Origin of the sequence: Undibacterium sp. TC9W (genome assembly GCF_049339865.1) — a bacterium.
In the GTDB taxonomy this organism is placed as follows: Bacteria; Pseudomonadota; Gammaproteobacteria; order Burkholderiales; family Burkholderiaceae_D; genus Undibacterium.
On the sequence record NZ_JBMPPJ010000013.1, the window covers coordinates 30,590 to 57,222 of the forward strand.

Below are 26,633 nucleotides of genomic sequence, written 5' to 3' on the forward strand. Positions count from 1 at the left end.
ATAGACGCACCCATGTTGCTCACCAATAAGCAGGTCTCCCAGTTCAAGATAGTCTTGTTTATCCTGGCATTGTTGCCGTTTATCAGGCTGGTCAGTTTTGTATTCCTGGACAAACTGGGCGCGAACCCGGTTGAATTTATCACCCGCAATACAGGTGACTGGACCCTGTATTTCCTGTGCATGACTTTGGCCGTGACGCCTTTGCGCAAGCTCTTGCACATGCCGTGGTTAATCCGGTGCCGCCGCATGTTGGGGGTATATACTTTTTTTTATGCCTTCTTGCATTTCATGACATTCTTGTGGTTCGACCACTTCTTTGATGTGGCTGAGATGTGGAAAGATGTCATCAAGCGCCCCTTCATCACAGTCGGCTTCATTGCCTTTGTCTTGCTTATTCCCCTTGCCGTGACCAGCACCAATGGCATGATCAAACGCCTGGGTGGCAAGCGCTGGCAGTGGTTGCATAAGTTGATCTATTTGATCGCACCGCTGGGCGTACTTCACTATTTCTGGATGAAGGCCGGCAAGCATGACTTTTCGCAGCCGGTATTGTTTGGTCTCATCGTTGCCGCTCTGCTCATGATACGTATTTGGTGGCGCTGGTCTGGCCGTGACAGCGTGCTCGTGACGGGAGCCTGAGTCTTCCGCAATTCGCCCGCTTTGCATGTTGCGGGCGCACATTGATCTTGTTTTACAGCGCATATTTCTTCTTGGCATAATCGCGTTTTTGAAGAATGCGGGCGCAGACCCGCTCATTGCGTAAAACATGGAAGACTATATACTCGAAAAAAAGACGGTTGCGACACTTACCCAGCGTGTCGCAGTCAGCACACTGGATTTGATAGGCTGGCGCGTACTTTACCGGCCCTTGCCCGGGCCGCGTGGCGTCATCATCGTTTATCCCCATACCTCAAACTGGGATTTTGTCGTCGGTGTCCTGGCCAAGCTGGCGATAGGCATGCCTTTTCATTTCATTGCCAAATCCACTTTGTTTGAGGGGCTGACTGGTGCCACCATAGGCCGTCTGGTACGTTACCTCGGTGGTGAGCCAGTGGAGCGCGGTGTATCTAGCGGGACAATCGCCCGACTCGCAGAAAAAATCAATCAATCCGACTGGTACTGGATGGCGATCACACCCGAGGGAACACGTAGCAAGAAGCCGTATTGGCGTAGCGGCTTTTATCATCTTGCCATCACGGCAAAAGTACCTTTAGGCTGTGCCCGCTTTGACTTTGCCAGGCGAGAAGTCACACTGGTCGATTACCTGACACTGACAGGTGAGCAGGCACAGGATCTGGCGAGCATTGCTGCTGTATATCAAGGCGTGCAAGGCTGCCGCCCTGAGCAGGCTGGCCCTATCGCATTTCGTCCTGAGGATGGTAATACTCAGGGTTGAGCTGGCGTGTTGTTTGTGCTGACAGGTGCAGGCTTGGCTGGCATGACCAGGGGGCCTTTCTGGCCGCATGCAGTCAATAAAGACATGATGAAAAATAGGCTAATCAGTTTGCGCATCTTGTATTCCCTGAACACCGTATAGAATGGCGTTTTTACATATAAAGACGCTGGAGTGTAGCATGACTGAATCTGAATTCCTGGTACTGGCAGATACTTGCTTGCAGCAAGTTGAGGAATTATTCGAACTAGCCTTTGAAAACGATGAATACGATGTCGAATGCAGCCGCAGCGGCAATGTGCTGACGGTGGAATTTATCGACACCAACTCAAAAATCATCATCAACAGCCAGGCACCGATGCAAGAGATGTGGGTGGCAGCGCGCAGTGGCGGTTTCCACTATAAGTATGACGGCAAGCACTGGCTCAATACCCGCGATGGATCAGAATTGTTTGCAACCTTGTCCCGCGTAGCGCAAGAACAAGGTCACTGAACAAGCTTACAAGACTACTCTTCTATGATACTCATCGGTGGTGCCAGGGTACTTACACCCGATCCCGGTGGGTTTTCAGCGTAATAATAATCGCCGTCGGCAGCAATAATGCCTTTTGGTACTGGCCGTTCTTCTATCGGGAATTCTTTCAGGATTTTTTGCATATAGCCTATCCAGATAGGCAAGGCCAGGCCACCGCCGGTTTCTTTATTGCCGAGGTTTCTTGGCTGATCAAAGCCTATCCACGCTATGCCAACGACCTTGGACTGATAACCGGCGAACCATGCATCAAAAGAATCGTTGGTGGTACCTGTCTTGCCGGCAATATCAGGACGTTTCAAGATCAATGCCTTGGTCGCAGTTCCCATCTTCACCACGTCACGCATCATGCTATCCATCAGGAAGGCATTGCGCTCATCGATGACGCGATTGGCTTCATCGCCCGCCATGTCAGGCTTGGTCTGCACCAATACCTGGCCATAGCTGTCGGTAATCTTGGAAATCAGGTAAGGGTTGACCTTGTAACCACCATTGGCAAACACGGCATAGGCACCGGCCATTTGCAGAGGAGTGACCGCGCCGGCACCCAGGGCCAGGGTCAGGTAAGGGGGGTTTTTCTCAGGCAAAAAGCCGAAGCGGTTGGTATATTCCTGCCCGTATTTAGCGCCTATCTTGTGCAGGATGCGGATGGAGATCATGTTCTTGGACTTGGTCAGACCACGGCGCATGGTCATCGGGCCTTCATACTTGCCATCATAATTCTTTGGCTCCCAGGCCTGACCACCGGTTTGTCCTGCATCAAAGCTGATTGGTTCATCATTGATGATGGTCGATGGCGAGAGACCTTTTTCCAGCGAAGCTGAATAAATGAAGGGCTTGAAACTGGAGCCGGGTTGACGCCAGGCCTGGGTCACGTGGTTGAATTTGTTGAGGTTGTAGTCAAAACCACCGACCAGGGCGCGGATTGCTCCATCGGTGGTGTTTGCCGCAACAAAGGCCGATTGCACTTCAGGCATCTGGGTAATGCTCCAGCTCTTGCCTTCCAGCACCACGCGTATCACGGCACCGCGCTGTATGCGCTTGTTGGCTGGTGTTTTTACCGACAGGCCGCTGGCGGCGAAAGTCAGGCCAGTATCTTCGATACGGATTTCTTCACCAGACGACAACACTGCGCGTACCAGTTTGGGCGTGGCTTCCAACACCATGGCGACTTGCAAGTCATCGCTGTCGGTATGTTCAGCCAACTCTTTTTCTATGGCGTCTTCGGCGGCTTCCTTGCCTTCAGGTATGGTGATGATGGCTTCCGGGCCGCGATAGCCATGACGTTTTTCGTAATCCATGACGCCACGACGCAGGGATAGATAGGCCGTATCCTGGTCAGTCTTGGTGATGGTGGTGTAAACATTCAGGCCGCGGGTATAGGTTTCTTCCTTGAATTGCTCATATACCAACTGACGCGCCATTTCTGCAACATATTCGGCGTGGATGCCAAATTCATTGCTATTGGTTTTGGTGATCAGTTCTTCATTCTTGGCTTGTTCGTATTGTGCTTCGGTGATGTAGCCAAGATTGCGCATCCTTTGCAGGATATATTGCTGCCTGACTGTTGCGCGCTTGGGATTGGCGACCGGATTATAGGCAGAGGGGGCTTTTGGCAAACCGGCCAGCATCGCCGCTTCGGCTATCGTCACATCTTTCAAGTCTTTGCCAAAATAGATTTGTGCGGCGGAAGAAAATCCATACGCGCGCTGACCCAGATAAATCTGGTTCATATAAATTTCCAGAATCTGATCCTTGCTGAGATTTTGTTCTATCTTCCAGGCCAGCAGGATTTCATAAATCTTGCGCTTGAAGGTTTGCTCGCTGGACAGGAAGAAATTTCTGGCGACCTGCTGGGTAATGGTAGAGGCACCCTGTTTGGCGCCACCAGTCAGATTATGTATGGTTGCCCTGGTAATACCCTGGTAATCAACGCCGCCATGCTCATAGAAGCGATCATCCTCGATCGCCAGTACGGCTTTTTTCATGATCTCAGGGATGTCCTTGAAGCGCACGACATTGCGTCGTTCCTCGCCAAATTCAGCAATGAGCATATTGTCTGCCGAGAACACCCGTAGCGGCATTTTCGGTTTGTAGCTGGTAATGGAATCCAGTTCTGGCAGATTTGGATAAGCCATTGTAAGTGCAAAACCAATAATTAATACTCCTGCTACAACTAATCCGAATAAAACTCCCGCAGTTCCGAGTACAATGCGGGCGAAAAGCTTTCCAGCACTGCGCTTTTGTGGCTCAGGTTGATTGTCGGGTTCTTTGTTTTGCTCTGACATAGGGGCTAATTGTAAATAAGGCAGCGCACATTATAGCTGTCTTCGGTGAGCATTAGACTGTCAGCAGATAAGCGGATTTGTAAGCAAATTTTCAGAATATTCATCATGTACGTGGATATTTGGCAACGCATAAGGGTAGTGCTGCGCGGAAATTGCTTTACCAATGCCAGTCTTATTGCTAGGATTTCATGTAAGCTTGGATGATTGTGTTGTAAATAGCGGTTTTTAAAGGCAATTTACTTTTGGCAATATAATGTTTCGCACATGTAATTTTGTGTAAATTGAAATGATGATGTAATCGTGAGGGGATATTCTTGGCTTTAGATCTGGCTTCGTTGCTCGGCAGAAAAAATCCGCCACTATTTGGTCTGGATATCAGTTCTCTCGATATCAAGCTTGTTGAACTTTCGGAAGGAAGCAACAAGTCCTATCGACTTGAGCGCTATGCCTCAGAACCACTGCCCAAAGGCGCGGTGCTGGATGGCAATATCGAGAATATTGAACAAGTGACCGAGGCAGTCCGCAAACTCGTGAAGAAAAGCGGCACCTCGGCAAAAAACGTAGCAATGGCAATGCCGGCATCTGCTGTCATTACAAAAAAAATTATACTCGCCGGTACTTTGACCGAACAGGCACTTGAAGTGCAGGTTGAGTCAGAGGCAAGTCAGTACATACCTTTCTCCATGGATGAAGTCAGCCTGGATTTCTGTGTGCTGGGGCCGGCGGCCAATGCGGAAGAAGATATAGAAGTGATGCTCGCTGCGTCCAGAAAAGAAAAAATTGAAGATCGCGTAGCCATCATACAGGCAGCGGGTTTGCAAGCCAAAGTCATGGATATTGAATCCTATGCTGCGCGTGCTGCCGTTTCACGTCTGGTCGATCAGCAGGCCAATGGCGGCAAGGACCAGATTTACGCTATTTTCCAGATAGGCTCCAAGCGCACTTATATTTTCATCATGCTCAATGGTGAAGTCATTTATGAGCGTGAACAGCAGTTTGGTGGTGCCCAACTGACCCAGGATATCGTCAGGAATTATGGCTTGTCCATAGAAGAAGCGGAGCAGAAAAAGAAAAATGGTGATCTGCCTGACTCCTATGAAATGGAATTGCTCGAACCTTTCCTGGAAAGTGCGGCACTGGAAGTAACCCGTGCCATACAGTTCTTCTTCACTTCCACCCCTTTTACACGGGTAGATCAGATTTATCTGTCTGGTGGTTGTGCGGTGATACCAGGGCTGGTCGATATTATTGCTGAACGCACCAAGATTTCTACGGCAGTAGTCAGCCCGTTCAAGGGTATGGAACTGGGTTCGGGCGTCAATGAAAAAGCGTTGCGCAATGATGCTCCGGCTTACATGGTTGCCTGTGGTCTGGCATTACGGAGATTTGGCTGATGATCAAGATTAATCTCCTGCCGCACAGGGAAGAAAAGCGCAAGCAGCTCAAGAGTGATTTTTATGGTCTGTTGTTACTGGCCGCGATAGCTGGTGCTCTGGTGGTAGTGGTGGTGAGTGCTTACTTTGGGCGTGAGCTGTCAATTCAGAATGATAAGAACGACTTTATCAAGAAAGAGATTGTCCAGCTTGATGAGCGCATCAAAGAAATCGCTACGCTAAGGCAGGAAATTGATGGTTTGAAAGCACGCCAGCAAGCCGTTGAGGATTTGCAGGGAGATCGTAATCAGCCCGTATATTTGCTTGATGAACTGGTCAAGCTGACACCTGAAGGGGTTTACCTCAAGCAATTGAATCAGGATGGTCAGAAGGTTACTTTGGCTGGTTACGCACAATCCCAGGACAGGGTCGCTGAATTTATTCGTAACCTGGGTAATAAATCGGATTGGATGTTCAAGCCAGAACTGAATGACATTCACTCAACCGGTTTGGGACAGGGCAGGGATGCAAAGAAAGTATTTGAGTTTAAGGTGAATGCAGGTATCAAGCGTCCGCGTGAAAGAGAGGAGGCAGCTTCGCAAGCAGCCACCTCGGCCGCTGCCGCTACTGCTACGCCTGGTTCTGTTGCTCCTGCTGCACCAGCGCCTGCTTCGTCAGCCGCCAGCCCAGCCCCAAAACCTTAGTGTGTGATTATTTATGCAATGCAACGGAAGATTGTAAATGGCGATTAATCTGAATGAAGTTGGCCAGTCTTTAAGCGCCCAATTTCAAGGCTTGAATGGACTGCATCCTGGTTTGTGGCCAGTTGCACCCCGCATGGCGTCTGCTTTAGGCGTCTTGATTGTGGTGGTTGCACTGGGTTGGTATGGTCAATGGGATGGCCAGATGACGGCCATAGAAACAGGTCAGGCTGAAGAGGTCAAACTCCGGGGCGAATACAAACAAAAGCTGCAGCAGGCGATTAATCTGGACGCCTTGAAAGAGCAACGCAAGCTGGTGCAACAATATGTTGCTACTATGGAGAAGCAATTGCCTAGCCAGGCAGAAATGGCGGCTTTGCTGGCCGATATCAATCAGGCTGGTCAGGGTCGTGGATTAGCGTTTGACTCTTTTGTACCGGGCTTGCCAGCAGTTAAAGATTATTATGCAGAGTTGCCGATTGCCATCAAGATTCAGGGCAATTATCACGACCTCGGACAATTTGTCGCAGACATCGCGAAATTGCCAAGGATTGTTACCTTGAATAATTTGAATATTACCCGTGCTACGGATGGCAACCTGATACTTGATGTGACAGCCAAGACATTCCGCTATTTGAACAGAGATGAAGTTCTTGATCAGGCTGAGAAGAAGAAGAAGGAGCCTAAAAAATGAAGAACATCGTCATTAAGCCGACGCTTTGTTTATTCCTGGCGCTTTCCTTATCTGCTTGCGGCGATAGCCAGGAAACAGAATTGCGTGCCTGGATGGCCGCAGAGAAAAGCCAGGCAAAAGCAGTGATTCCCAAAATCAGTCCCCCCAAAGTTTACGTACCGTTTGCTTATGGTGGTAAAGAGAGTACAGAACCATTTGATCCCGCCAAATTACTTTTGGTGCTTGCACGCCTGAAGGCAGAGTCCAGCAATGGTCTCAAACCTGACTTGACCAGACCAAGGGAGGCGCTGGAGTCGTTTCCTATGGATAGTCTCAAGATGGTGGGCACGATAGAAAAAAACAAGCTGGTTTATGCCCTAGTACAAGTAGATAAGACTGTGTATCAAGCCAAACTCGGATCCTATCTGGGGCAGAATTTTGGAATGGTTACAAAAATTTCGGAGAATGAAATCGAAATCAAGGAAACAGTTCAGGATGCTGCGGGTGATTGGACAGAGCGGCAATCCAAGTTAGAGTTGCAGGAGGCAAAGAAATGAATGCGTTGATAAATACAAGTATAAGGGGCGCCAAATTGGTTAAATTTATTTTATTTGCGCTGCTTGGTTTTTGCAGTGCTGCGTTTGCGCAGACAAACTCAATAGAGTCACTGACAGCCAATCAGCAGGGTGCAAACATTATCGTCAAGATCACCATGAAAAAACCATTGGAAAAACTTCCTTTGGGTTTTGCTATTGCCAATCCAGCCCGTATCGCCATCGATTTCTCAGATGTCAGCAATAACACCGGCAAAACTACGTTCGATATGAACATGGGTGACTTGCGGGTGATTAACCTGATTGAAGCAACCGGACGTTCGCGCCTGATTTTCAATCTCAACAAATCCTTGAATTACGCAACAGCAATCGATGGCAACTCACTCATTGTCACGATTGATGCTTCTGGTGGTGTTGCAACTGCAGTTAATTCCCAGGGCTTGCCAGTCAATGTGCAACCAGCCGTTGTTGGAAAGCGCGCCTTGCGTGATATTGATTTCCGTCGTGGTGCTGCAGGTGAAGGTCGTGTAGTCATCGATTTGCCGCTGGATCAGGTTGCCGTTGATATCCGTCAGCAAGGACAAAAAATTGTTGTTGATTTCCTCAAGGTCACTTTGCCTGAATCCCTGCGCCGCCGTCTTGATGTGGCTGACTATGGTTCCCCAGTACAATTGATTACAACGACGCCAAGCGGTGAAAATGTCCGCATGGTGATTGAGCCTACCGGATTGTGGGAGCACAGTGCTTATCAAAGCGATACTCAGTTTGTAATTGAAGTCAAACCCATCAAGGAAGACCCAAACAAATTGACCCAAGGTACCCAGGGTTACCGTGGTGAGCGCTTGTCCTTCAATTTCCAGAATATTGAAATCCGTGCCATTTTGCAGATCATTGCAGAGGTCAGCAGCCTCAATATTATTGCCAGTGATACAGTGAATGGAACGATCACCTTGCGCCTGAAAGACGTGCCATGGGATCAGGCACTCGATATCATCATGCAGTCCAAGGGACTGGATATGCGTAAAAATGGTTCTGTGATCTGGATCGCGCCAAAAGAAGAGTTATTGACCAAAGAAAAACTTGAACTTGAGCAAAAAGCGCAGATCGCTGAACTGGAACCCCTAAAAACCGAATCTTTCCAACTCAATTATCAAAAGGTTGAAGCATTTAAACAGGTTTTTGGTGTTGATGGTGCAAGTACAAACCGCATACTTTCCAAGCGTGGCAGCGCTGTAATTGAGCCACGTACCAATCAACTGTTTGTTACCGATATTCCTTCCAAAATGGAAGAAGTGCGCAAACTGATCGCTAAAACCGATATCGCTTCCAGGCAGGTATTGATAGAGGCGCGTATAGTCGAGGCCGATGATAAATTCAGTAAAAATCTCGGTGCCAAACTGGGTTTTGCTGACTTGCGTGGCTTCGCCGGCGGAAATGCTGGCTATCAGGTCGCTGGAAACCAGCGCGTAGCGCTGACTGGTAATTACCTTGGTGTCGGTGAACAAACACTGCAAGCAAAAGCGACTGAACAAAGTTTTATTCCTAATACCCAATTCGTCAGCTTGCCTGCTGCTGGCATTAATGGTTTAAATCCGGGAAGTCTGGCCATCAGTTTGTTCTCTTCGGCTGCCAATCGTTTCCTGAATCTGGAATTGTCAGCGCTGGAAGCAGATGGCAAGGGTAAAATAGTGTCAAGTCCACGCGTTGTGACGGCCGACCAGTTGAAAGCATCGATAGAGCAAGGTACAGAATTGCCATATCAAGTGGCTACTTCCAGCGGCGCTACTTCCATTTTCTTCCGTAAGGCAACTTTGCGACTGGAAGTGACTCCACAAATTACGCCTGATGGGAATGTCATCCTGGATGTTGATGTTCATAAAGATAGTGTTGGCCAGGAAACCAGGGCCGGTTTTGCGATTGATACCAAAGAGGTGAAAACCATCGTTCTGGTAGAAAATGGCGGAACGGTAGTCCTCGGTGGTATCTTCCAGCAAACCGAGCGTGATAGTGTGACAAAAGTACCGTTCTTTGGCGATCTTCCATTGTTTGGCAATTTGTTTAAAACTACTGGCCGCACGAATGACAAAACTGAATTGCTGATTTTTATTACTCCCAAGATTGTTGCTGAGAAATTTAGCAACAAACAATAAAGAGTTCTGGGCTTGTGATGTGTGTCATAGAATGGCAACCGATTTTCTGAATTCGTAAAAATATAGGTGTTTCATGATGAAGTATATACGCGGTTTATTCGCACTGATCTTACTGATAGGCCTTACGGCCTGTGGCGGTGGCGGTGGCTCTGCTGGTAATACCAGTAATGGTGCCAAGGTGTTCACTACAGCACCTGAAAAACTCACTTTGAGTCCCGGTGCTACGCAAACGTTTACCGTAGGCGGCGGTGTGCCTGGCTATTCTGCCAGCAGCAGCAATGGCGCCGCCATAGTGACGCTATCCGGTAGCACCCTCACCATCAAGGGCGGCGGCGGCGGTTCAGCAACAGTCACAGTCAAGGACGCTGCCGGTGTTGCAGTAACCATCGAGGTCACGATAGGTTCCGGGCTGGATTTGTTCACTACCGCGCCTGAAACGGTAACTGTACCCGTAGGCGGACAGTCAGCTGAATACACCATAGGTGGCGGTAGCCTGGTCTATGAAGTGGCGTCCAGTGACAATTCCATTGCCAATGTGGTTTTCTCCGGCAATCGTTTCATCATTGTTGGTACGACAGGTGGTAAGGCAGACGTCACTGTGCGTGACTCCATCGGTGGCAAGGTATTGATCAAAGTCACCGTAGGCTCGGTGGATGCACTGTTTTCTACCTCAGGCACTGACATCAACGTTGGCGTCAATGCCGCTGTTACTTACACGGTAGGTGGTGGTAATGGTCCATACAGTGTGGGCAGCAGCAACACGGCGGTTGCAACAGCGAATATCTCTGGTTCCAAACTGACGGTGACCGGTGTAGGCGTTGGTGCGGCCAACATCATTCTCCGTGATGCGACTTCTGGTAACGTCACCATCAAGGTGACGGTAGGCTCAACAGCCGACCTGTTCACTTCTGCACCTGCAGTACTGACAGTTGGCATTGGTACATCCAGCCCGACATTTACTATTGGTGGTGGTAGTCAGGTTTATACGGTCACCAGTGGTAACACCCAGATTGCAGGCGTCGGTATTAATGGCAATAAATTTACCATCAGTGGTGTTTCTGCCGGTAAAACATCCGTCATCGTTAAAGATAGCCTGGGTCACAATGTAACAATTGACGTTACCATTGGTTCTGGTGCCGATTTCTATACGACTGCTCCTAGCGATATTACCCTGACTGCCAATGGCACTGGTACTTACGTGATGGGTGGCGGTAGCGCTCCTTACACGGCCACGAGCAGCAATACCTCGGTTGTTACTGCTTCGGCTTCGGGAAATAATCTGACATTGACTGGCGTTGGATCAGGTAAGGCTGTAGTTATATTGCGTGATGCAGCAGGAAAAACAATTCCAATTAATGTCACTTTGGGGTCGGGTAACGTTAACTCCATTTTCACAACTGCGCCTGGCGCAGTGACGATCGCTGTCGGTTCCAGCCCTGCTTATCAAATTGGTGGTGGTTCTGCACCATATTCGATCAGCAGCAGCAATACTGCGATTGCAACAGCCACTCTTAGCGGCTCCAGCTTCACAATTACCGGCGTTGCAACCGGTTCCGCAAATATCATCGTAAAAGATGCGGCGGGCACCCCTGTCACGATTGCTGTCAGCGTTGGCACAGGTGCGACTGTGGCCTTGTTTAGCACTGCTCCTCTGGCAATTTCTCTGGCACCAGGTGCAGCACCGGCGTATTCCGTAGGTGGCGGTACAGCGCCTTACTTCGCGACTAGTAGTGATACACGTGTTGCGACGGTAGTAGTTTCTGGCAGCACGATGACAATTACGGCTGTTGCCGCTGGTACTGCATCAGTCAGGCTGGTTGATAGCGTTGGCGCTCCTATCGTAATTGCGGTGACGGTTGTAACTGGTCAAAACGCGAACCTGTCAGTGTTGCCAATCTCAATTACTGGCAATGTAGGGGATACAGTCGCTATCACAATTTCTGGTGGCAGCGCCCCTTATACGACAGTCTCAACCAGTCCAACAAATGTGTCGGTTGTCAGTGGCGCAACTCTGAATAGTGCTGGAACAGTGACGGTTGCTCTGCTCAATGTTGGACGTACTACTAGTCTTACAGTGACAGATGCGCAAGGTACTGTTTTCACTGTACCTGTGGTTGTCAATGCAGTGTCTGCCGCTCTGGGTGTAAATCCAGTAGATTGGAGCATCAATGAAACCAACAATAGTGTCATCGCATTGACTATCTCCGGCGGCACTCTTCCATTCCAGGTATTTACTAACAATACGGTGTTGAGTAGTGTTGCGGGTACAAATCCTGATCCTTTGAATCCGCTCTCGTTTAATGGCCGTACCGTCAATGTAAGTCTGGGTACTCAGGCAACTCGTTGTGTAGCTGCGGATACTCCAGTCGTTATTACTATCAAAGACAGTAATAATGCAACTGTTTTCAGCACGATGAGGATCTTGAATCTGACCACTGGTGGCTGTTAATATCTGGTGAGAGCAAGAAACACTGATAAACTTAGTTTATTTGCTTAGAACCGGAAAACTCTCCTGGGCTGTAAAGCCTGGGAGAGGTCAGCAAAAGTAACAAGCCAGGTAAACAGTTTTGAAGAACATTTTTCTCGTAGGCCTCATGGGCTCCGGCAAAACCACGGTTGGCCGGGCCCTGGCAAAAAAACTCAATAAGCGTTTTATTGATACTGATCACGAAATTGAGGCACGAACGGGTGTCTCAATTCCCGTGATTTTTGAGATTGAAGGCGAGGCTAGTTTTCGCCAGCGGGAGGCGGATGTGATCCGTGACCTGACTGGGCAAGAAAATATAGTCCTGGCTACAGGTGGTGGTGCCGTGTTGAATGCAGAGAGTCGTCAATATCTGCATGAGCGCGGCATTGTCATTTATTTGCGGGCAGGAATACACAGCATTTTGCAGCGTACCCGTCACGACAAGAACCGTCCCCTTTTGCGCACTGCAGACCCGCGCAAAAAACTCGAAGAGCTGGAATCCCAGCGAGCTCCCCTCTACCAGGAAGTTGCCCACATCAGCATTGAGACCGGCAGGCCCAATGTACAATTTTTGGTGCAAACCGTCCTGGACAAATTAGCGCAGGAAAAATTATTCGACATTCCTGAAGCCCTACTCAGCAATCACAAAACAACTATGTCAGCAGAAAGCACCGCCAGCAGTAGTACCACCACGCTCTTGAATGTGGACCTGGGTGAGCGCAGTTACCCGATTGCCATAGGCACTACACTGTTGACCGATAGCCAGTTTCTGCAATCGAAAATCAAGGGCAAGAAAACTGTCATTGTCACCAATACCGTTGTTGCCCCTCTATATCTTGCCACGCTGGAAGCCTCTCTGCGCGCTGCTGGCAAGGAAGTATTGTCGGTGGTATTGCCTGATGGCGAAGAACAAAAAAACTGGGCCAGCCTGATGCTGATCTTTGATGCCTTGCTCGAAAATAAGTGCGACAGAAAAACCACTTTGCTGGCACTCGGCGGTGGCGTTATCGGTGACATGACAGGCTTTGCCGCCTCTGCTTATATGCGCGGCGTGCCTTTTGTGCAAATCCCGACGACCTTGTTATCGCAGGTTGATTCATCAGTAGGTGGCAAGACCGGCATCAATCATCCGCTGGGCAAAAACATGATAGGGGCGTTTTACCAGCCCGAGGCAGTGATTGCAGACATCGGCAGCCTGCAAAGCCTGCCAGATAATGAACTCTCCGCCGGTCTGGCAGAAGTCATCAAACATGGTGCGATTATCGATCCCGTGTTTTTTGACTGGATAGAAACCAATATGCCAGCCCTGCGCGCCAAAGACCCTAAAGCACTCACGCATGCGATTTTGCGTTCTTGTGAAATCAAGGCCGATATCGTGCGCCAGGATGAACGCGAAGGTGGCTTGCGTGCCATCCTGAATTTTGGCCATACCTTTGGCCACGCAATTGAATCTGGCCTGGGCTACGGCAAATGGCTGCATGGCGAAGCAGTTGGCTGTGGCATGGTCATGGCCGCTGATTTATCTTGCCGCCTGGGCTATATCGACTACGTGACCAAAACCCGTATCAAGCAAGTAGTAGAAGCAGCAGGTTTGCCAGGCGTAGCACCAGACCTTGGTGAAGACCGCTGGCTGGAACTCATGGAAGTCGATAAGAAAAATGAAGGCGGCAAAATCAAGTTCATCCTGTTAAAACCTTTGGGCAAGGCGTATATCACTACCGTGCCCAAAGAAATTTTGCTGGAAACCCTGCGTAGCTGCATTGCCAGTTAAGCATCATCAGTTAACAAACATGTTCACCGATGCCCACCTCGCCCCCTATGCTGCACAATCGGCCAGTTCGCGAGGGCGGCGTTACAGTGAAGAGTCATCTTCCTCGCGCAGTGAATACCAGCGCGACCGTGACCGCATCATCCACAGCACTGCCTTTCGCCGTCTCGAATACAAGACCCAGGTCTTCGTCAATCATGAGGGCGATTTATTCCGCAACCGCCTCACGCATAGTCTCGAAGTAGCCCAGATAGGCCGCTCTATCGCCCGCAACTTGCGTCTGAATGAAGATCTGGTTGAGGCTATCTCGTTGGCGCATGATCTTGGCCATACTCCATTTGGACACGCAGGTCAGGATGCCCTGAATGCCTGCATGAAGCCCTTTGGTGGCTTTGAACATAATCTGCAAAGCCTGCGTGTGGTCGATGAACTGGAAGAGCGCTATGGCGCTTTTGACGGCCTTAACCTGACGTATGAAACCCGCGAAGGCATACTCAAGCACTGCTCCATCAACAATGCCAGATTGCTGGGCGATGTAGGGCAACGCTTTATCGATAAAAAACGCCCGTCGCTGGAAGCGCAAGTCACCAACCTGGCAGACTCTATCGCCTACAATAATCATGATATAGATGATGGCCTGCGCTCTGGCCTGTTACTGGAATCGCAGATGCTGGAAGTGGATATTTACGCGCGCCACCGGGCAATTGTCGATGCCACTTATCCCGGTATCAGTGGCCGCCGTGGCATCGCTGAAACCATACGCCGCATGATCAACACGCTCATCGTTGATTTGATTGAGACATCGGCACAGAAAATCCAGGATTACCAGCCACGCTCCGTCGATGACGTGCGCAATATGGAAAGAATGATCGCCTTTTCAGACAGCATGTACCAGGAAGCGCAAACCCTGAAGCAGTTTTTGTTTGAAAACCTGTACCGCCACTATCAGGTCAACCGCATGACCTTCAAGGCCAGGCGTACCGTCACCGGATTATTTGATGCCCTGCATGCGCAGCCCAATCTGCTGCCGCCAGATTATCAGGTAAGCAAGGCAGGCAGCGAAGAGCTACAGCAATTGCAAGTCAGAAAAATAGCCGACTACATTGCCGGTATGACAGACCGCTATGCCATGCGTGAACACAAACGCTTATACGTGGTGGATGAAGTTTAGCGACCGTTGCAAACCGGCTTTGCGGTCATCTCCAGTTGCCGGGCATTTCTCTCCCTGTTTTGTCTTTACATAATTTGTACTTTCAAACTCTGGATATAGACTGTACTTTGTATAGAATACCAAGTCTTTACCAGGAGGAAACCGTGCCATCCATGTCAACAGTATTTACCCGCCTGCTGCTTGCCAGCAGCTTTGTTATCGCCACTACAGCAGCAAACGCCATGTCGTTCGCTGACCTCAGCAACCAGGATGCCAGCACGGGTCTGAAAGCCGCACTGGATAAAGGCTCATCCGCAGCAGTCAGCAAGCTTGGTGTCGATGGTGGTTTCCTGAATAATGACAAGGTCAAGATACAACTGCCGTCCATCCTCGAAAAAGCCCGCCCTATCCTGCAAATGACAGGCAAGGGCCAGCAGCTTGATGAACTGGTTGTTTCCATGAACCGCGCCGCAGAATCTGCCGTGCCCATGGCCAAACCCTTGCTCGTGAATGCGGTCAAATCCATGAGCCTGACTGACGCCAAAAATATTCTGACTGGCGGTGAAACTTCAGTAACAGATTTCTTCAGGGAAAAAACTTCTGCACCCTTAAGCGAAAAATTTCTGCCCATGGTTAAAGGCGTGACTGACAAGGCAGGCTTGTCGGCCAAATACAATGCCGTCATGGGCCAGGCACAAAAGTTTGGGGCAGTCGCCAAACAAGAGGCAACGGTAGAAGGCTATGTCACCCAAAAAGCCATGGATGCCCTGTTCCTCATGATCGCCGAAGAAGAAAAAGCCATACGCCAGGACCCCTTGGGCGCTGGCAGCAAGGCCATCAGCAAAGTATTCAGCCTGTTGAAATAAGTTTCAGCTTTCTATAAATGCAGCGTGACAGGGCAGCAAAACTGCCTTGTCCGCGCACCTGAAACCGGGTGCCTGATAAGTGCGGTATTCTTTTCTGATGAAAATTTTGCGGCTTTTTTGCAGCACTCCATTCTCATCAATAAATTTTTTAATGCTAGTGACATGAAAATCTTTCATCGAAAGCTTGAAAGAGTTTCTTTCTGTAACAAACTTCTGCACCATTTTGCTGCATCAGGCACGCAATTCCCTGGCTAAAGCCTTGCTGCATAAGGCTTTGCCCCCTCCGAGCGTCCCGCATTATTCTTCGCCCCGCATTTTTGCGTAGTTTTACTTAAGTAGAATGGAGCCTGAGATTTTTTCGATTTCCTGTTAATTTATCGTGGTAATTCATAAATTCATTTTTGAAGTACTTACATAAAAAATCAGGAGACAAACATGTCATACAAAGTCAAAGCCCTCGTCGCGTCTATTGTTCTGGGTCTGGCTGCTGCAAGCAATGCAGCAGAACCTATCAAAATCGGTGTTGCCGGCCCTTTCACCGGTGGCTCAGCCCCTATGGGTGTATCCATGCGTGATGGCGTCAAACTCGCCGTCAGTGAGATCAATGCCAAAGGCGGCGTGCTGGGCAGACAGTTGCAACTGGTAGAGCGTGATGATGAAGCCAAAAATGAACGCGGCGTACAGGTAGCACAAGAGCTCATCAATAAAGAAAAAGTAGTCGCTACAGTAGGTTATATCAATACCGGCGTGGCACTGGCTTCCCAGCGTTTTTACCAGGAAGCAAAAATCCCTGTCCTTAACAATGTGGCGACAGGCAGTGTGGTGACCAAGCAATTTGTGGCACCTGAACACAAGGACAATTACATCTTCCGCACAGCAGCCAATGACACCATACAATCCGCCATGATTGTGGATGAAGCTGTCGTCAAAAATAAATTCACCAAGGTCGCCATCCTGGCTGACTCGACCAACTACGGTCAACTGGGTCGTGAAGATCTGGAAAAAACTCTGGGTGCCAAAGGCATCAAACCTGTCGCCGTAGAAAAATTCAATATCAAGGATGTCGACATGACACCTCAATTGTTGAAGGCCAAACAGGGTGGTGCACAAGCCGTGCTGACTTACGGTATCGGCCCTGAGCTGGCCCAAATCGCCAACGGTATGGAAAAACTGGGCTGGAAAGTACCTATCATCGGCAGCTGGACTTTGTCCATGGGTAACTTCCTCGACAATGCCGGAAAAAACGGCGATGGCGCGACCATGCCGCAAACCTTCATCCAAGACCCTAATACGCCAAAACGCAAAGCCTTTATCGAAGCCTATCAAAAGGCTTACAAGGTAGACCGCATGCCTTCCGCCGTGTCTGCCGCACAGGGCTATGATTCCATTTACCTGCTGGCAGCGGCCATCAAGCAGGCCGGTGGTACAGACGGTGTCAAAGTGCGCGAAGCACTGGAAAACCTGAATGAAAAAGTCGAAGGCGTGATCACCACCTATAACAAGCCTTTTACGCATGATGATCATGAGGCCATCAAACCTGGCATGCCTGTCATGGGCCTGGCCAAAGGTGGCCAGATCGTCCAGGCTAAGTAAAAGACGGGGCATGACAACAGTCACTGCCCTCAATTAGCCCCGGGCTCAGCCATCCGCAAGTGGCTGGGCTTGTTATTCAGACAGACAACTCCCATGCTTCACCAATATCCCTTGGTGAGCCTGGCGGGTTGCCACTCCACGGGTGAAAAAAATGGAAATACTACTTCAGCTCGTCTTCAGCGGCATTGCCCTGGGGATGATTTATGCTGTCATCGCATTTGGCTATCAACTCACATTTGCGACTTCAGGCACACTCAATTTCGGCCAGGGTGAAGCCCTGATGCTGGGCGCACTGGTTGGTCTCAGCGTGGTCGGTAATGTGCATGGCGGCCCGTACATGAATTATTGGCTGATGATACCGATAGTCCTGATCTTCGGCGGCCTGCAAGGCATGGTCGTTGAATGGATAGGCGTGCGCCCGGCCATCAAGATCAAATCAGAATTTGGCTGGATCATGTCCACCATCGCACTTGCCATCATCTTTAAAAACGTCGCAGAAAATATCTGGGGCAAGGATGACCTGACTTTCCCGTCCCCCTTGTCTGCTGCACCGTTCCAGGTGTTTGGCGCCAACGTGCAGGCCATGCAGGTCGTGGTCGTTATCGGCGCGCTGGCGATGATGCTGGCGGTGGAGTTCTTCAACCGCAAATCCATTTACGGCAAAGCCGTTGTCGCCACATCGAATGACAGGGATGCTGCCGGCCTCATGGGTATCAATACCAGCATGGTCATCACTTTCTCATATGCGCTGTCTTCCGCTACCGCTGCCTTCGCAGGCGTACTGGTGGCACCACTGACATTGACTGGTGCCACCATGGGCTCGGCACTGGGTTTGAAAGCTTTTGCCGTGGCGATTATCGGTGGCCTGACTTCTGGCGTAGGTGCTATCGTCGGCGGCCTGATTTTGGGCATCGCTGAAACCCTGACTGGCTTCTACATCTCCACCGGCTACAAGGAAGTACCAGGCCTGGTGTTATTGCTGCTGGTGCTGGCCGTCAAACCTGCCGGTTTGTTTGGCAAAGCTGCCATCAAGAAAGTGTGAGGCACAAGTATGAATAAGCAGACTCTCGCTCTTTCCGTCCTGGGTATAGGCGCACTGGCGTTGACACCCATAGTAATGCATAACCCTTACTACCTGCATCTGGCTGAGACCATCCTGATTTACGCCATCCTACTGTTTGGCCTGGACATCGTGGTTGGTTACACCGGCCAGGTGTCACTCGGTCATGCCGGCTTGTTTGGCATAGGCTCGTATACAACGGGCGTGCTGGTGTTCAAGCTTGGCATGTCGGTGTTTGTTGCCATCCCCTGCAGTATCGCCGTCACAGCCGTATTTGGTGCCTTGCTGGCCCTGCCTGCACTGCGCGTGACCGGGCCTTACCTGGCCATGGTGACACTGGCCTTTGGGACCATCATCCAGATTCTCATTAATGAAATGAGTTTCCTGACTGAAGGGCCGATGGGCATCAAACTCACCAAGCCTGTGATCTTTGGGCAAAAGCTCGGTGAGGTTGGTTTCTTTTATCTGGTTGCCATCATGCTGGTGTTGGCGCTGGTCGTGGTGCACCGCGTTTTACGCTCTCACTATGGCCGTGCTTTCCAGGCCTTGCGTGACAGCCCAATCGCGTCTGACTGCATGGGCGTGTCAGTCTACAAGTACAAAGTGATTGCCTTTGTCATCAGTGCCGCACTGGCTGGTCTGGCAGGCAGCCTGTATGCCTATTCGGAAGAATATATTTCACCGAATACCTACAACTTTGAACTGACCATCATGTTCCTGCTGGCAGTCATTATGGGCGGGCGCAAAACCCGTACCGGTTCACTGCTGGGGGCTTTGATTGTCGTCATGTTGCCATCGCTGCTGGCTGATATCGAGCTGTTCCGCAAGATCGCAACCGTCGCTGCAGTCATCGCGGTACTTGCCGGTGGTGCTGCCATCGCCAAACAGCGCAAGACAGTCAGGGAACTCATCGTACCCGTTGGTGCGACTGTGGCCATGGCCTTATTCTCTTACAAGCTGGAAAACATTACTGACTGGCGCCTGACTATCTTTGGTCTGATGACTTTGTTTGTTGTGTACTACCTGCAGGACGGCATCGTTGGCTTCGTCAACAGCTTGCTTGGCAAGGGGCAGCAACATTTGGTCGTCAATGTAGAAAGTGCGGAGACCAATGCCAGCAATGCCATTGTCAACGCCAGCGATACCCGCGTTGGTGTGCTGCTGACTGGCCGGAAAATCCTCATGCAATTCGGTGGCTTGAAAGCGCTGAACCAGGTTGATCTGCAAATCAACAAAGGCACGGTACATGGTTTGATCGGCCCTAACGGTTCCGGCAAAAGTACCATGATGAATGTGTTGACTGGCATCTACCAGCCTACCGATGGCGTGGTGGAGTTTGGCGGCAAAGTCATCTCGGGCAGCACGCCATCTGCCATTGCTCTGGGTGGTGTGGCACGTACTTTCCAGAACGTGCAATTGTTTGGCGAAATGACGGCGACAGAAAACATCCTGGTTGGCTTGCATAGCACCTTCCGCAGTAATGTGGGCGATGCCATGTTGCATACGCCACGCTATCTGCGTGAAGAACGATTGGCAAGAGCACGTGCTGCCAGCATCCTGCAATTTGTTGGTCTGGCTGACCTGGCCAATGAAGAGGCGCGCAATCTGCCTTATGGCAAACAACGCCTGCTTGAAATCGGTCGCGCACTCGGCCTCAATCCACAACTGCTGTTGCTCGATGAACCTGCCGCTGGTTTGACAGCGCCCGACATCAAGGATCTGATCGCCATCATCCGCAAGATACGTGAACACGGTATTACCATCATCCTCATTGAGCATCATATGGATGTGGTCATGTCGATTTGCGATACCGTGACTGTGCTGGATTTTGGCCAGAAAATTGCAGAGGGCAAACCCGCAGCAGTGCAGGCCGACCCTAAAGTGATAGAAGCCTATCTCGGTGGCAGCGTAGCTGATGCCGCTGAAGTTACCCCAGCCTGAGGAGAATGCAATGTTAACTATTTCAAATCTGCATGCAGCCTATGGCAAGGTTGAAGTCTTGCATGGTATTTCCATGGAAGTGCCCAAGGGTAAAGTCGTCACACTGATAGGTTCCAACGGTGCCGGCAAGACCACCACCATGCGCGCCATATCGGGCATGTTGAAGCCTAAAGAAGGGACGGTGACACTGGCTGGTAAAGATGTCACCGGTCTCGATTCACACAAGATCGCCAGGGCAGGTCTCGCACATTCACCAGAAGGGCGGCGTGTGTTTGCCACCATGTCGGTGACAGACAATCTCTTGCTCGGTGCCTTCCCGCGTTTCACCCGCAGCCGCCCGCGTGGCGACATAGAAAGCGATCTGCAAAAAGCCATGGAATTGTTCCCGCGTTTAAAAGAACGCAAGAACCAACTGGCGGGTACTCTGTCTGGCGGTGAACAACAAATGCTGGCGATGGCGAGAGCGGTCATGCTCAATCCTGACGTGGTCTTGCTGGATGAGCCCTCCATGGGCCTGGCACCGATATTGGTCGATGAAGTCTTCCGCATCATCGTGCGCCTGAAAGAGCAGGGTACCACCATGCTGCTGGTGGAGCAGTTTGCAGCGGCTGCTTTAGCCGTGGCTGACTATGGCTATGTACTGGAAAACGGCAAGATTTCCGTGCATGGCCCTGCAGCCAGTTTGCAAAATGATCCGGCTGTCAAAGCGGCTTATCTGGGTGGTGGTGCGCAGCACTGATAGTAGTGCATACGCAAGTTTATGCACGTTCAGGGAATGGGGAGCTTGCTCCCCATTTGCATTTTTATCGCAATGCTGGCAGGGCTGTGATATTTTCTTGATTTTTCCTAGGTAAATCACGCATGCCCATGGACATCAATTCGTTTTCTTCGTGCTTCCGCCACATCATTCTGGCTTCCATCACACTCTTTTGTGCTTCCGTGATGGCTGCACCTGTACTGCAAGAACACAGCATAAAAATCGATGGCAAGCAAAGGCGCTATTATCATTTATCTGATCCGGCTGCGACTACATCTGGCCATCCTGTATTGCTGGTCAGCGGTTCTGGATGCGATGATTTTGCAGTTCGTTTGCCCATGTTTTTCGAACGCTATTCCGGAACGGTCAATGTCTATTACCTGGAAAAACCTGGCGTTGCCAAAAATGCCGATGGCAGCAAGTGCTCAGCAGAATTTCAGGCAGCAGATCAGCTTTATAAGCGATTGTCAGATCATTTGAAATTCTTGGCGCTGCAGCCTGAGCTTCAAAAAATGCCTGCACGGTCTATTGCAGTTTTAGGCTTTTCTGAAGGCGGAGCTGTCGCTCCTTATATTGCCAGGGACAGTCATAAAATAGGCTGGCTGGCGACCGCAGGAAGTGGTGGTTTGTCGCAGAGTGAAGAATTTCTGATCTTTGCAGACCGCGGTGTGGAACCTTATGCAAAACCGTTTTCGCGTGACTATTTTTTACACGTCTATGCAGACATCAAGAAAGACGGCAAGAGCCTCAAGAAAGAGTTTTTTGGACATACATACGCGTATTGGTCTGGGCATCTGTTTAATGATCCTCTGAGCGTGTATGCGAACCTGGGCATTCCCATGGTGGCAGCAATGGGTGAGAAGGATGAGAGTGTGCCGATAGAATCAGGGCGTGCATTGCGGGATTACTTTTTGAAGCATCCGGAAAAAGATTTTCAGTTCGTGGAATTTCCTGGGGCCAGTCATGGTTTGAGGACTGGGGACAGGAATGGGGCGCAAGAGTTTATTGCGGGGTTGGCGGGGTGGTTTAAGGGGGATAAGAAGGCGTTTGAGTTGAAGTGATACGCGCTTATCAGAAGCCACCAGCTTTGAAATTTACGGCACACATAATGACGTCATTCCTGCGTGGTTTTGGCAGGAATCTAGTGGCGTTTGTTGCCTACTGTTAGGTATATTAATTTCAAATTCGTAGTGCTTTACGTATCTGTTTTCAAATACGTGTACACGTTATTAACGATTGCAGGTCGGGGGTAGCCCGACAGCTACTCACTTTTCTTGTCTCGCCAAGAAAAGTAAGCCAAAGAAGGCGACCCAGGCGTAGTCGCCCCCTAAAGGGGGTTCCCGTTTGTGCAGTACAAAAAATGGGAAGGCCCGAAACTCGCTCCCCTTGCAGGGCGCACAATCGCTTGCAAGCGATTGCCGTTACGCAGGCGTGCAGCATGCTGCACGAAACCCCTGCTACACCTCAGACAGCGGCTCTTCTTAATCCATTTTCTGTACTGCACAAACGCCGTCTACACATGGGAACTGCGGAAAATCAAAAACAACGTCATCGCGACCTTCGTGCAAATTTCGTGAGCTACGATTGATCAAAGCTTTGATCGGTCATCCTTGCAATTACCCTTCTAAATACCGCAAAGGATGCGCATGAGCAGGCCAGGCTTCTGCAAAGAATCCTGTCACTTGTTCTGCTGTCACTTCAGCCAAAGTGGCAGGTGACCAGCGTGGTGTATTGTCTTTGTCCACTACCAGAGCACGCACACCTTCCAGCACTTCGCCATGCTTGAAGCAATGGCGTACCATGTTTCTTTCCATGCGCAGGCAGGCTGATACTGTCATGTCTTTACTGCGGCGTAGTTGTTCTAGCGTGACTGACATCAGCAATGGCGAACGTTTTTGCATGGTGGCCAGTGTTTGTTGAGCGAATTCGCTGTTGTCTTGCTGTAGTTTTTCACAGATGGCAATGACACTATTGCCCGCGAAGATGCCATTGATGGCGGCGTGTTGTGCAGCCAGTTTGCTGGTATCTGGTTTTGCCTGGTCTGCAAAAGTTGCCGCGAAATCGCGTATCGCCTGGCGCAGGTCCGTGGCCGTGCTTTCACTGATTAAGTTCATCACTGCAGGTATTTCTGCAGTAGGTATATAGACATCCGCCAAGCCTGCATAGATGGCATCAGCGGCGGTAATGATCTCGCCAGTCAGCCCTAGGTAAGTACCGATTTCGCCTTCAGTACGTGACAGGAAATAACCGCCACCTACATCCGGGAACAGACCGATATTCACTTCCGGCATGGCCATCTTGGTACGCTCAGTGACGATGCGCAAACGGCAATCTTCACCCGCCTGCGCGATACCCATGCCACCACCCATGACCACGCCATTCATCAGGGCGATATAAGGTTTTGGGTAGAAATGGATTAAATGATTTAAGGCATATTCTTCGGTGAAAAAATCTTCCAGCAGGGCAGAGTCACCTTTGGGTGTGGCCGTTCCGACGTCATAGAAGAAACGGATATCACCACCCGCGCAAAATGCCTTTTCACTGCTGCTGTGGATAAACACCGCACGCACATTCTGATCATCCTGCCAGGCCAGCAAGGTCGTCGTCATTGCTCTTACCATATCGAGAGACAGCGAGTTGAGTGCTTTGTGCCTGTCGAGAGTGATGTAGCCTATATTGTTCTTGACGGAGGTAAGTACAAATTCGCTCATAATGTTGACTATGCAGGGTAGGGGATGAAGCTGCTATTTTAACTTTGTCAGGCTTGGTAGTCACGGGGTGTATATGTTTATGAGGAAATAGCGTAAGGGCGGCATGTTCGTTGCTGTTAGGTTTGACTTTTTGGGTTGCTGTTGCTGTTGAGTTTGACGTTGCGGTTGCTTTTGACTTTTCGCAGTTCCCATGTGTAGCCGCCATTTGTGCAGTACAGAAAATGGAAAAAGAAGAGCCGCTGTTTGAGCCGCAGGCGAGTTTCGGATCTTCCCATTTTTTGTACTGCACAAATGGGCACCCCGTAGGGGCGGCTACGCCTGGGTCGCCTTTCTTTGAATACTTACTTTGGCGACGCAAAGAAAGTATTTCGGCTGCCGGGACGAGACCCGGCTTGTATCCACGGAGGGCAATCGCTTTAGTCAAAGCGCCACTTGTAACAAGCACCATGGCATACAGCGAACGTCACTGGATTCCAGCTAAAAGCACGCTGGAATGACGTTAATAAAAATGCCGTGAATCAACTAATTCGCAGCTTTTTGAGCGATGGACGTGACAAGTAGTAATAAAAGTAAACTATTTATTTGAAATTTAAAGCATCAAAAACCAGCCGTACAAAGAAACCATTCACCCAACAAAAAGGACGCCTTCTAGCGTCCTTGTTTTGGATGTCCGCAACCCTGTTCGGGCAAGGACTGGGGTCTTATGAAGCCGATGCCGGATCAGGTATGTGCTTGATGGCGTCGTGCTGATGGTCTTGCATTTTATCTTTATGCTTGATGACCTGGCGATCAAGTTTATCTACCAGTGCATCAATGGCTGCATACAGATCATGCGCCAGACTTTCAACGTGGATATCTTTACCGCTGATATGCAAATTAATGTCAGCTTTGTGTCGTTTATCCTTTTCCCGGAGCTTGTCCACCGTCAGGATGACGGCGATATCAATGACCTGGTCGAAATGCCGCCTGATACGTTCTAGTTTGGTATGTACATATTCACGAATTGCAGGAGTTACTTCGACGTGATGTCCACTGATGGTGAGATTCATACTGTGCTCCTATAGTGATGTTGCTTGCTATAACGATACGCTCTCAGCATTTATTTGCCTTGAGCTAAATCATATATAGCAATTCAAACCGTGATTACAAGGACTGCTTACAAAGATTTACGCAAACTGACTGGGGGGATTTTGAGGGCTTCACGGTATTTGGCAACTGTCCGTCGGGCAATTACCATGCCCTGTTCACCCAGCATGTCTGCAATTTTGCTATCAGAGAGTGGGCTTTTCTGGTCTTCTGCTCCTATCAACTGCTTGATGAGTGCACGTATCGCGGTGGAAGATGCTTCACCCCCTGTTTCCGTCGCGACATGGCTGCCGAAAAAGTACTTCAACTCAAACATGCCATGTGGGGTCAACATGTATTTTTGGGTTGTTACACGTGAGATAGTGCTCTCGTGTAATCCTAGTGTATCAGCAATTTCGCGCAAAACAAGGGGGCGCATTGCAACAGCACCGTGGGTGAAAAAATTGCGTTGCCTTTCGACTATGGCTTGTGCAACGCGCAATATAGTCTCAAAACGCTGCCGCATATTCTTGATAAGCCAGCGTGCTTCCTGCAATTGTGCGCCCATGCCAGCTTCACCACGGTTTTGCTTCATGATGTTGGCATACATGCTGCTGACTCGCAGCCTGGGCATGACATCCTGATTCAGCATGACTTGCCAGCCGTTGCCGGATTTTCTGACGATCACATCGGGTACAACATAGTCAGATTCATCCGCAGCAAAGGCCAGGCCGGGGCGCGGTTTGCACTGGCGGATGACAGTTTGTGCATCGCGCAAATCTTCGTCATCGCAATCGAAGATTTTCTTGAGTTTGGTGAAATCTCTTTGTGCAAATAAAGCCAGTTGTGTTTCAACAATTTGCAATGCCAGCCTGCGTATGACGAAAGCAACTTTTGGTAAACGCCTGATTTGCAAGGCCAGGCATTCAGACGGGCTGCGCGCACCGACACCTGCCGGGTCAAAGCTTTGCAGCATGTTCAGCGCAAATGCCAGCTCTTCTGGTTCTACGCACAGCTCCAGTGGCAAACTGGCATGTATTTCATCTAATGTTTCGGTCAGGTAACCGTTATTGTCGAGCGCATCGATCATCAACTCGACCAGAGCACGGTCACGCGGTTCGCGCAGGTTCAGGCGCATCTGTTCCAGCAAGTGCTCGCGCAAGGTGATATGAGCAGCACCCAGCTGCGGGCGGCCATCCTCATCATCGCCAGATTTGCTGCCATGCTGTACATCATCAAAGCCCCAGTCTTCTTCGCTGGAGGTGGTGCTGTCATTGCTGATGACGGTTTCTGCATCTGCGGCAGCCGGTTCTGCTGACCTGTCACTGTCTTCTCTTGCTGCCGGTGCTTCCATGCCGGCATCGGTAGAAGTACTGCTGGTATTGATGGCACCGTCGGCCAGCAGGCGTACGGCGTGATCGAGGGGATCATCGACACGTTCCAACATGGGGTTATCAGTCAGCAGCGTCTCCAGCTCCTGATGCAATTCCAAAGTGGATAACTGCAATAATCGTATTGATTGCTGCAATTGCGGCGTTAAGGCCAGATGTTGTGAGGTACGTAGTTGCAGGCTTTGTTTCATGATGATTCC

Annotated in this window: 22 protein-coding genes; 17 read left to right on the forward strand and 5 right to left on the reverse strand. The window is 50.0% G+C overall.

The window, feature by feature from the left end; all coding sequences use genetic code 11:
- The first annotated feature begins 12 nt into the window (after nt 1–12).
- The gene (locus ACO0LN_RS18405; RefSeq protein WP_422976221.1) at nt 13–639 is read left to right on the forward strand and encodes a sulfite oxidase heme-binding subunit YedZ; all 627 of its coding nucleotides are present in this window, start codon (nt 13–15) and stop codon (nt 637–639) included.
- Nucleotides 640–766: 127 nt separating this feature from the next.
- On the forward strand, nt 767–1,396 hold the full coding sequence (locus ACO0LN_RS18410; protein ID WP_422976223.1) for a 1-acyl-sn-glycerol-3-phosphate acyltransferase: 630 nt from the start codon (nt 767–769) through the stop codon (nt 1,394–1,396).
- On the opposite strand, the gene lptM is transcribed toward ACO0LN_RS18410, so the two are convergent.
- A complete protein-coding gene (gene lptM, locus ACO0LN_RS18415; protein ID WP_422948908.1) occupies nt 1,387–1,512 on the reverse strand; it encodes an LPS translocon maturation chaperone LptM in 126 nt (41 codons plus the stop codon). The genes ACO0LN_RS18410 and lptM overlap by 10 nt on opposite strands.
- A 62-nt stretch (nt 1,513–1,574) precedes the next feature.
- Between lptM and cyaY the strand changes: the two genes are divergently transcribed.
- Nucleotides 1,575–1,886 (forward strand): iron donor protein CyaY, encoded by a 312-nt coding sequence (gene cyaY / locus ACO0LN_RS18420; protein ID WP_422976225.1) that lies wholly within the window; start codon nt 1,575–1,577, stop codon nt 1,884–1,886.
- A 14-nt stretch (nt 1,887–1,900) separates the two neighbouring features.
- On the opposite strand, the gene ACO0LN_RS18425 is transcribed toward cyaY, so the two are convergent.
- Nucleotides 1,901–4,063 carry a penicillin-binding protein 1A gene (locus ACO0LN_RS18425; protein WP_422976227.1) on the reverse strand — a complete coding sequence of 721 codons (2,163 nt, stop codon included), beginning with the start codon at nt 4,061–4,063 and terminating at the stop codon, nt 1,901–1,903.
- Between the two features lie 464 nt (nt 4,064–4,527).
- Here ACO0LN_RS18425 and ACO0LN_RS18430 point away from each other — a divergent pair, with 464 nt between their 5' ends.
- From ACO0LN_RS18430 to ACO0LN_RS18495, 14 genes are all read left to right on the forward strand, one after another.
- The gene (locus ACO0LN_RS18430; RefSeq protein WP_422976229.1) at nt 4,528–5,607 is read left to right on the forward strand and encodes a pilus assembly protein PilM; all 1,080 of its coding nucleotides are present in this window, start codon (nt 4,528–4,530) and stop codon (nt 5,605–5,607) included.
- Entirely contained in the window at nt 5,607–6,290 is a 684-nt protein-coding gene (locus tag ACO0LN_RS18435) for a PilN domain-containing protein (RefSeq protein WP_422976231.1), read from the forward strand. The genes ACO0LN_RS18430 and ACO0LN_RS18435 overlap by 1 nt, the downstream gene beginning before the upstream one ends.
- 37 nt (nt 6,291–6,327) lie before the next feature.
- Complete coding sequence (locus tag ACO0LN_RS18440) at nt 6,328–6,981, forward strand: type 4a pilus biogenesis protein PilO (RefSeq protein WP_422948903.1); 654 nt, start codon at nt 6,328–6,330, stop codon at nt 6,979–6,981.
- Entirely contained in the window at nt 6,978–7,517 is a 540-nt protein-coding gene (locus tag ACO0LN_RS18445) for a pilus assembly protein PilP (RefSeq protein ID WP_422948902.1), read from the forward strand. The genes ACO0LN_RS18440 and ACO0LN_RS18445 overlap by 4 nt, the downstream gene beginning before the upstream one ends.
- Before the next feature lie 155 nt (nt 7,518–7,672).
- A complete protein-coding gene (gene pilQ / locus ACO0LN_RS18450) occupies nt 7,673–9,664 on the forward strand; it encodes a type IV pilus secretin PilQ (RefSeq protein ID WP_422976233.1) in 1,992 nt (663 codons plus the stop codon).
- A 73-nt stretch (nt 9,665–9,737) separates the two neighbouring features.
- Entirely contained in the window at nt 9,738–12,113 is a 2,376-nt protein-coding gene (locus ACO0LN_RS18455) for a beta strand repeat-containing protein (protein ID WP_422976235.1), read from the forward strand.
- 145 nt (nt 12,114–12,258) lie between these two features.
- Nucleotides 12,259–13,902, forward strand: coding sequence for a bifunctional shikimate kinase/3-dehydroquinate synthase AroKB (gene aroKB, locus ACO0LN_RS18460; protein WP_422976424.1), 1,644 nt, complete (start codon nt 12,259–12,261; stop codon nt 13,900–13,902).
- A 19-nt stretch (nt 13,903–13,921) separates the two neighbouring features.
- Nucleotides 13,922–15,070 (forward strand): deoxyguanosinetriphosphate triphosphohydrolase, encoded by a 1,149-nt coding sequence (locus ACO0LN_RS18465; RefSeq protein WP_422976237.1) that lies wholly within the window; start codon nt 13,922–13,924, stop codon nt 15,068–15,070.
- A 152-nt stretch (nt 15,071–15,222) separates the two neighbouring features.
- The gene (locus ACO0LN_RS18470) at nt 15,223–15,915 is read left to right on the forward strand and encodes a DUF4197 domain-containing protein (RefSeq protein WP_422976426.1); all 693 of its coding nucleotides are present in this window, start codon (nt 15,223–15,225) and stop codon (nt 15,913–15,915) included.
- A gap of 435 nt (nt 15,916–16,350) precedes the next feature.
- Nucleotides 16,351–17,508, forward strand: coding sequence for an ABC transporter substrate-binding protein (locus ACO0LN_RS18475; RefSeq protein ID WP_422976239.1), 1,158 nt, complete (start codon nt 16,351–16,353; stop codon nt 17,506–17,508).
- A gap of 151 nt (nt 17,509–17,659) precedes the next feature.
- Nucleotides 17,660–18,550, forward strand: a complete 891-nt coding sequence (locus ACO0LN_RS18480) for a branched-chain amino acid ABC transporter permease (protein ID WP_110256242.1) — start codon at nt 17,660–17,662, stop codon at nt 18,548–18,550.
- A 9-nt stretch (nt 18,551–18,559) separates the two neighbouring features.
- Entirely contained in the window at nt 18,560–20,509 is a 1,950-nt protein-coding gene (locus ACO0LN_RS18485; protein ID WP_422976241.1) for an ABC transporter permease subunit, read from the forward strand.
- A gap of 10 nt (nt 20,510–20,519) precedes the next feature.
- Complete coding sequence (locus ACO0LN_RS18490) at nt 20,520–21,248, forward strand: ABC transporter ATP-binding protein (RefSeq protein ID WP_422976243.1); 729 nt, start codon at nt 20,520–20,522, stop codon at nt 21,246–21,248.
- Between the two features lie 356 nt (nt 21,249–21,604).
- Nucleotides 21,605–22,327: an alpha/beta hydrolase family protein gene (locus ACO0LN_RS18495; RefSeq protein WP_422976245.1), complete on the forward strand. Its 723-nt coding sequence runs from the start codon at nt 21,605–21,607 to the stop codon at nt 22,325–22,327.
- 555 nt (nt 22,328–22,882) lie between these two features.
- Here the strand turns inward: ACO0LN_RS18495 and ACO0LN_RS18500 are convergent.
- The 3 genes from ACO0LN_RS18500 to ACO0LN_RS18510 all read right to left on the reverse strand — a co-directional run bounded on the left by ACO0LN_RS18500 (nt 22,883) and on the right by ACO0LN_RS18510 (nt 26,624).
- On the reverse strand, nt 22,883–23,977 hold the full coding sequence (locus ACO0LN_RS18500; protein WP_422976247.1) for an enoyl-CoA hydratase/isomerase family protein: 1,095 nt from the start codon (nt 23,975–23,977) through the stop codon (nt 22,883–22,885).
- A gap of 701 nt (nt 23,978–24,678) precedes the next feature.
- Nucleotides 24,679–25,026: a ribosome hibernation-promoting factor, HPF/YfiA family gene (gene hpf, locus ACO0LN_RS18505; protein ID WP_110255966.1), complete on the reverse strand. Its 348-nt coding sequence runs from the start codon at nt 25,024–25,026 to the stop codon at nt 24,679–24,681.
- A gap of 107 nt (nt 25,027–25,133) precedes the next feature.
- Nucleotides 25,134–26,624 carry an RNA polymerase factor sigma-54 gene (locus ACO0LN_RS18510; protein ID WP_422976249.1) on the reverse strand — a complete coding sequence of 497 codons (1,491 nt, stop codon included), beginning with the start codon at nt 26,622–26,624 and terminating at the stop codon, nt 25,134–25,136.
- Between the last annotated feature and the right edge of the window lie 9 nt (nt 26,625–26,633).

Coding starts and splice junctions, on each gene's coding strand:
- ACO0LN_RS18405 (WP_422976221.1), top strand. CDS start 13: ATGTTGCTCACCAATAAGCAGGTCTCCCAGTTCAAGATAGTCTTGTTT.
- ACO0LN_RS18410 (WP_422976223.1), top strand. CDS start 767: ATGGAAGACTATATACTCGAAAAAAAGACGGTTGCGACACTTACCCAG.
- lptM (WP_422948908.1), bottom strand. CDS start 1,512: ATGCGCAAACTGATTAGCCTATTTTTCATCATGTCTTTATTGACTGCA.
- cyaY (WP_422976225.1), top strand. CDS start 1,575: ATGACTGAATCTGAATTCCTGGTACTGGCAGATACTTGCTTGCAGCAA.
- ACO0LN_RS18425 (WP_422976227.1), bottom strand. CDS start 4,063: ATGGCTTATCCAAATCTGCCAGAACTGGATTCCATTACCAGCTACAAA.
- ACO0LN_RS18435 (WP_422976231.1), top strand. CDS start 5,607: ATGATCAAGATTAATCTCCTGCCGCACAGGGAAGAAAAGCGCAAGCAG.
- ACO0LN_RS18440 (WP_422948903.1), top strand. CDS start 6,328: ATGGCGATTAATCTGAATGAAGTTGGCCAGTCTTTAAGCGCCCAATTT.
- ACO0LN_RS18445 (WP_422948902.1), top strand. CDS start 6,978: ATGAAGAACATCGTCATTAAGCCGACGCTTTGTTTATTCCTGGCGCTT.
- pilQ (WP_422976233.1), top strand. CDS start 7,673: ATGAAAAAACCATTGGAAAAACTTCCTTTGGGTTTTGCTATTGCCAAT.
- ACO0LN_RS18455 (WP_422976235.1), top strand. CDS start 9,738: ATGATGAAGTATATACGCGGTTTATTCGCACTGATCTTACTGATAGGC.
- aroKB (WP_422976424.1), top strand. CDS start 12,259: ATGGGCTCCGGCAAAACCACGGTTGGCCGGGCCCTGGCAAAAAAACTC.
- ACO0LN_RS18465 (WP_422976237.1), top strand. CDS start 13,922: ATGTTCACCGATGCCCACCTCGCCCCCTATGCTGCACAATCGGCCAGT.
- ACO0LN_RS18470 (WP_422976426.1), top strand. CDS start 15,223: ATGTCAACAGTATTTACCCGCCTGCTGCTTGCCAGCAGCTTTGTTATC.
- ACO0LN_RS18475 (WP_422976239.1), top strand. CDS start 16,351: ATGTCATACAAAGTCAAAGCCCTCGTCGCGTCTATTGTTCTGGGTCTG.
- ACO0LN_RS18480 (WP_110256242.1), top strand. CDS start 17,660: ATGGAAATACTACTTCAGCTCGTCTTCAGCGGCATTGCCCTGGGGATG.
- ACO0LN_RS18485 (WP_422976241.1), top strand. CDS start 18,560: ATGAATAAGCAGACTCTCGCTCTTTCCGTCCTGGGTATAGGCGCACTG.
- ACO0LN_RS18490 (WP_422976243.1), top strand. CDS start 20,520: ATGTTAACTATTTCAAATCTGCATGCAGCCTATGGCAAGGTTGAAGTC.
- ACO0LN_RS18495 (WP_422976245.1), top strand. CDS start 21,605: ATGTTTTTCGAACGCTATTCCGGAACGGTCAATGTCTATTACCTGGAA.
- ACO0LN_RS18500 (WP_422976247.1), bottom strand. CDS start 23,977: ATGAGCGAATTTGTACTTACCTCCGTCAAGAACAATATAGGCTACATC.
- hpf (WP_110255966.1), bottom strand. CDS start 25,026: ATGAATCTCACCATCAGTGGACATCACGTCGAAGTAACTCCTGCAATT.
- ACO0LN_RS18510 (WP_422976249.1), bottom strand. CDS start 26,624: ATGAAACAAAGCCTGCAACTACGTACCTCACAACATCTGGCCTTAACG.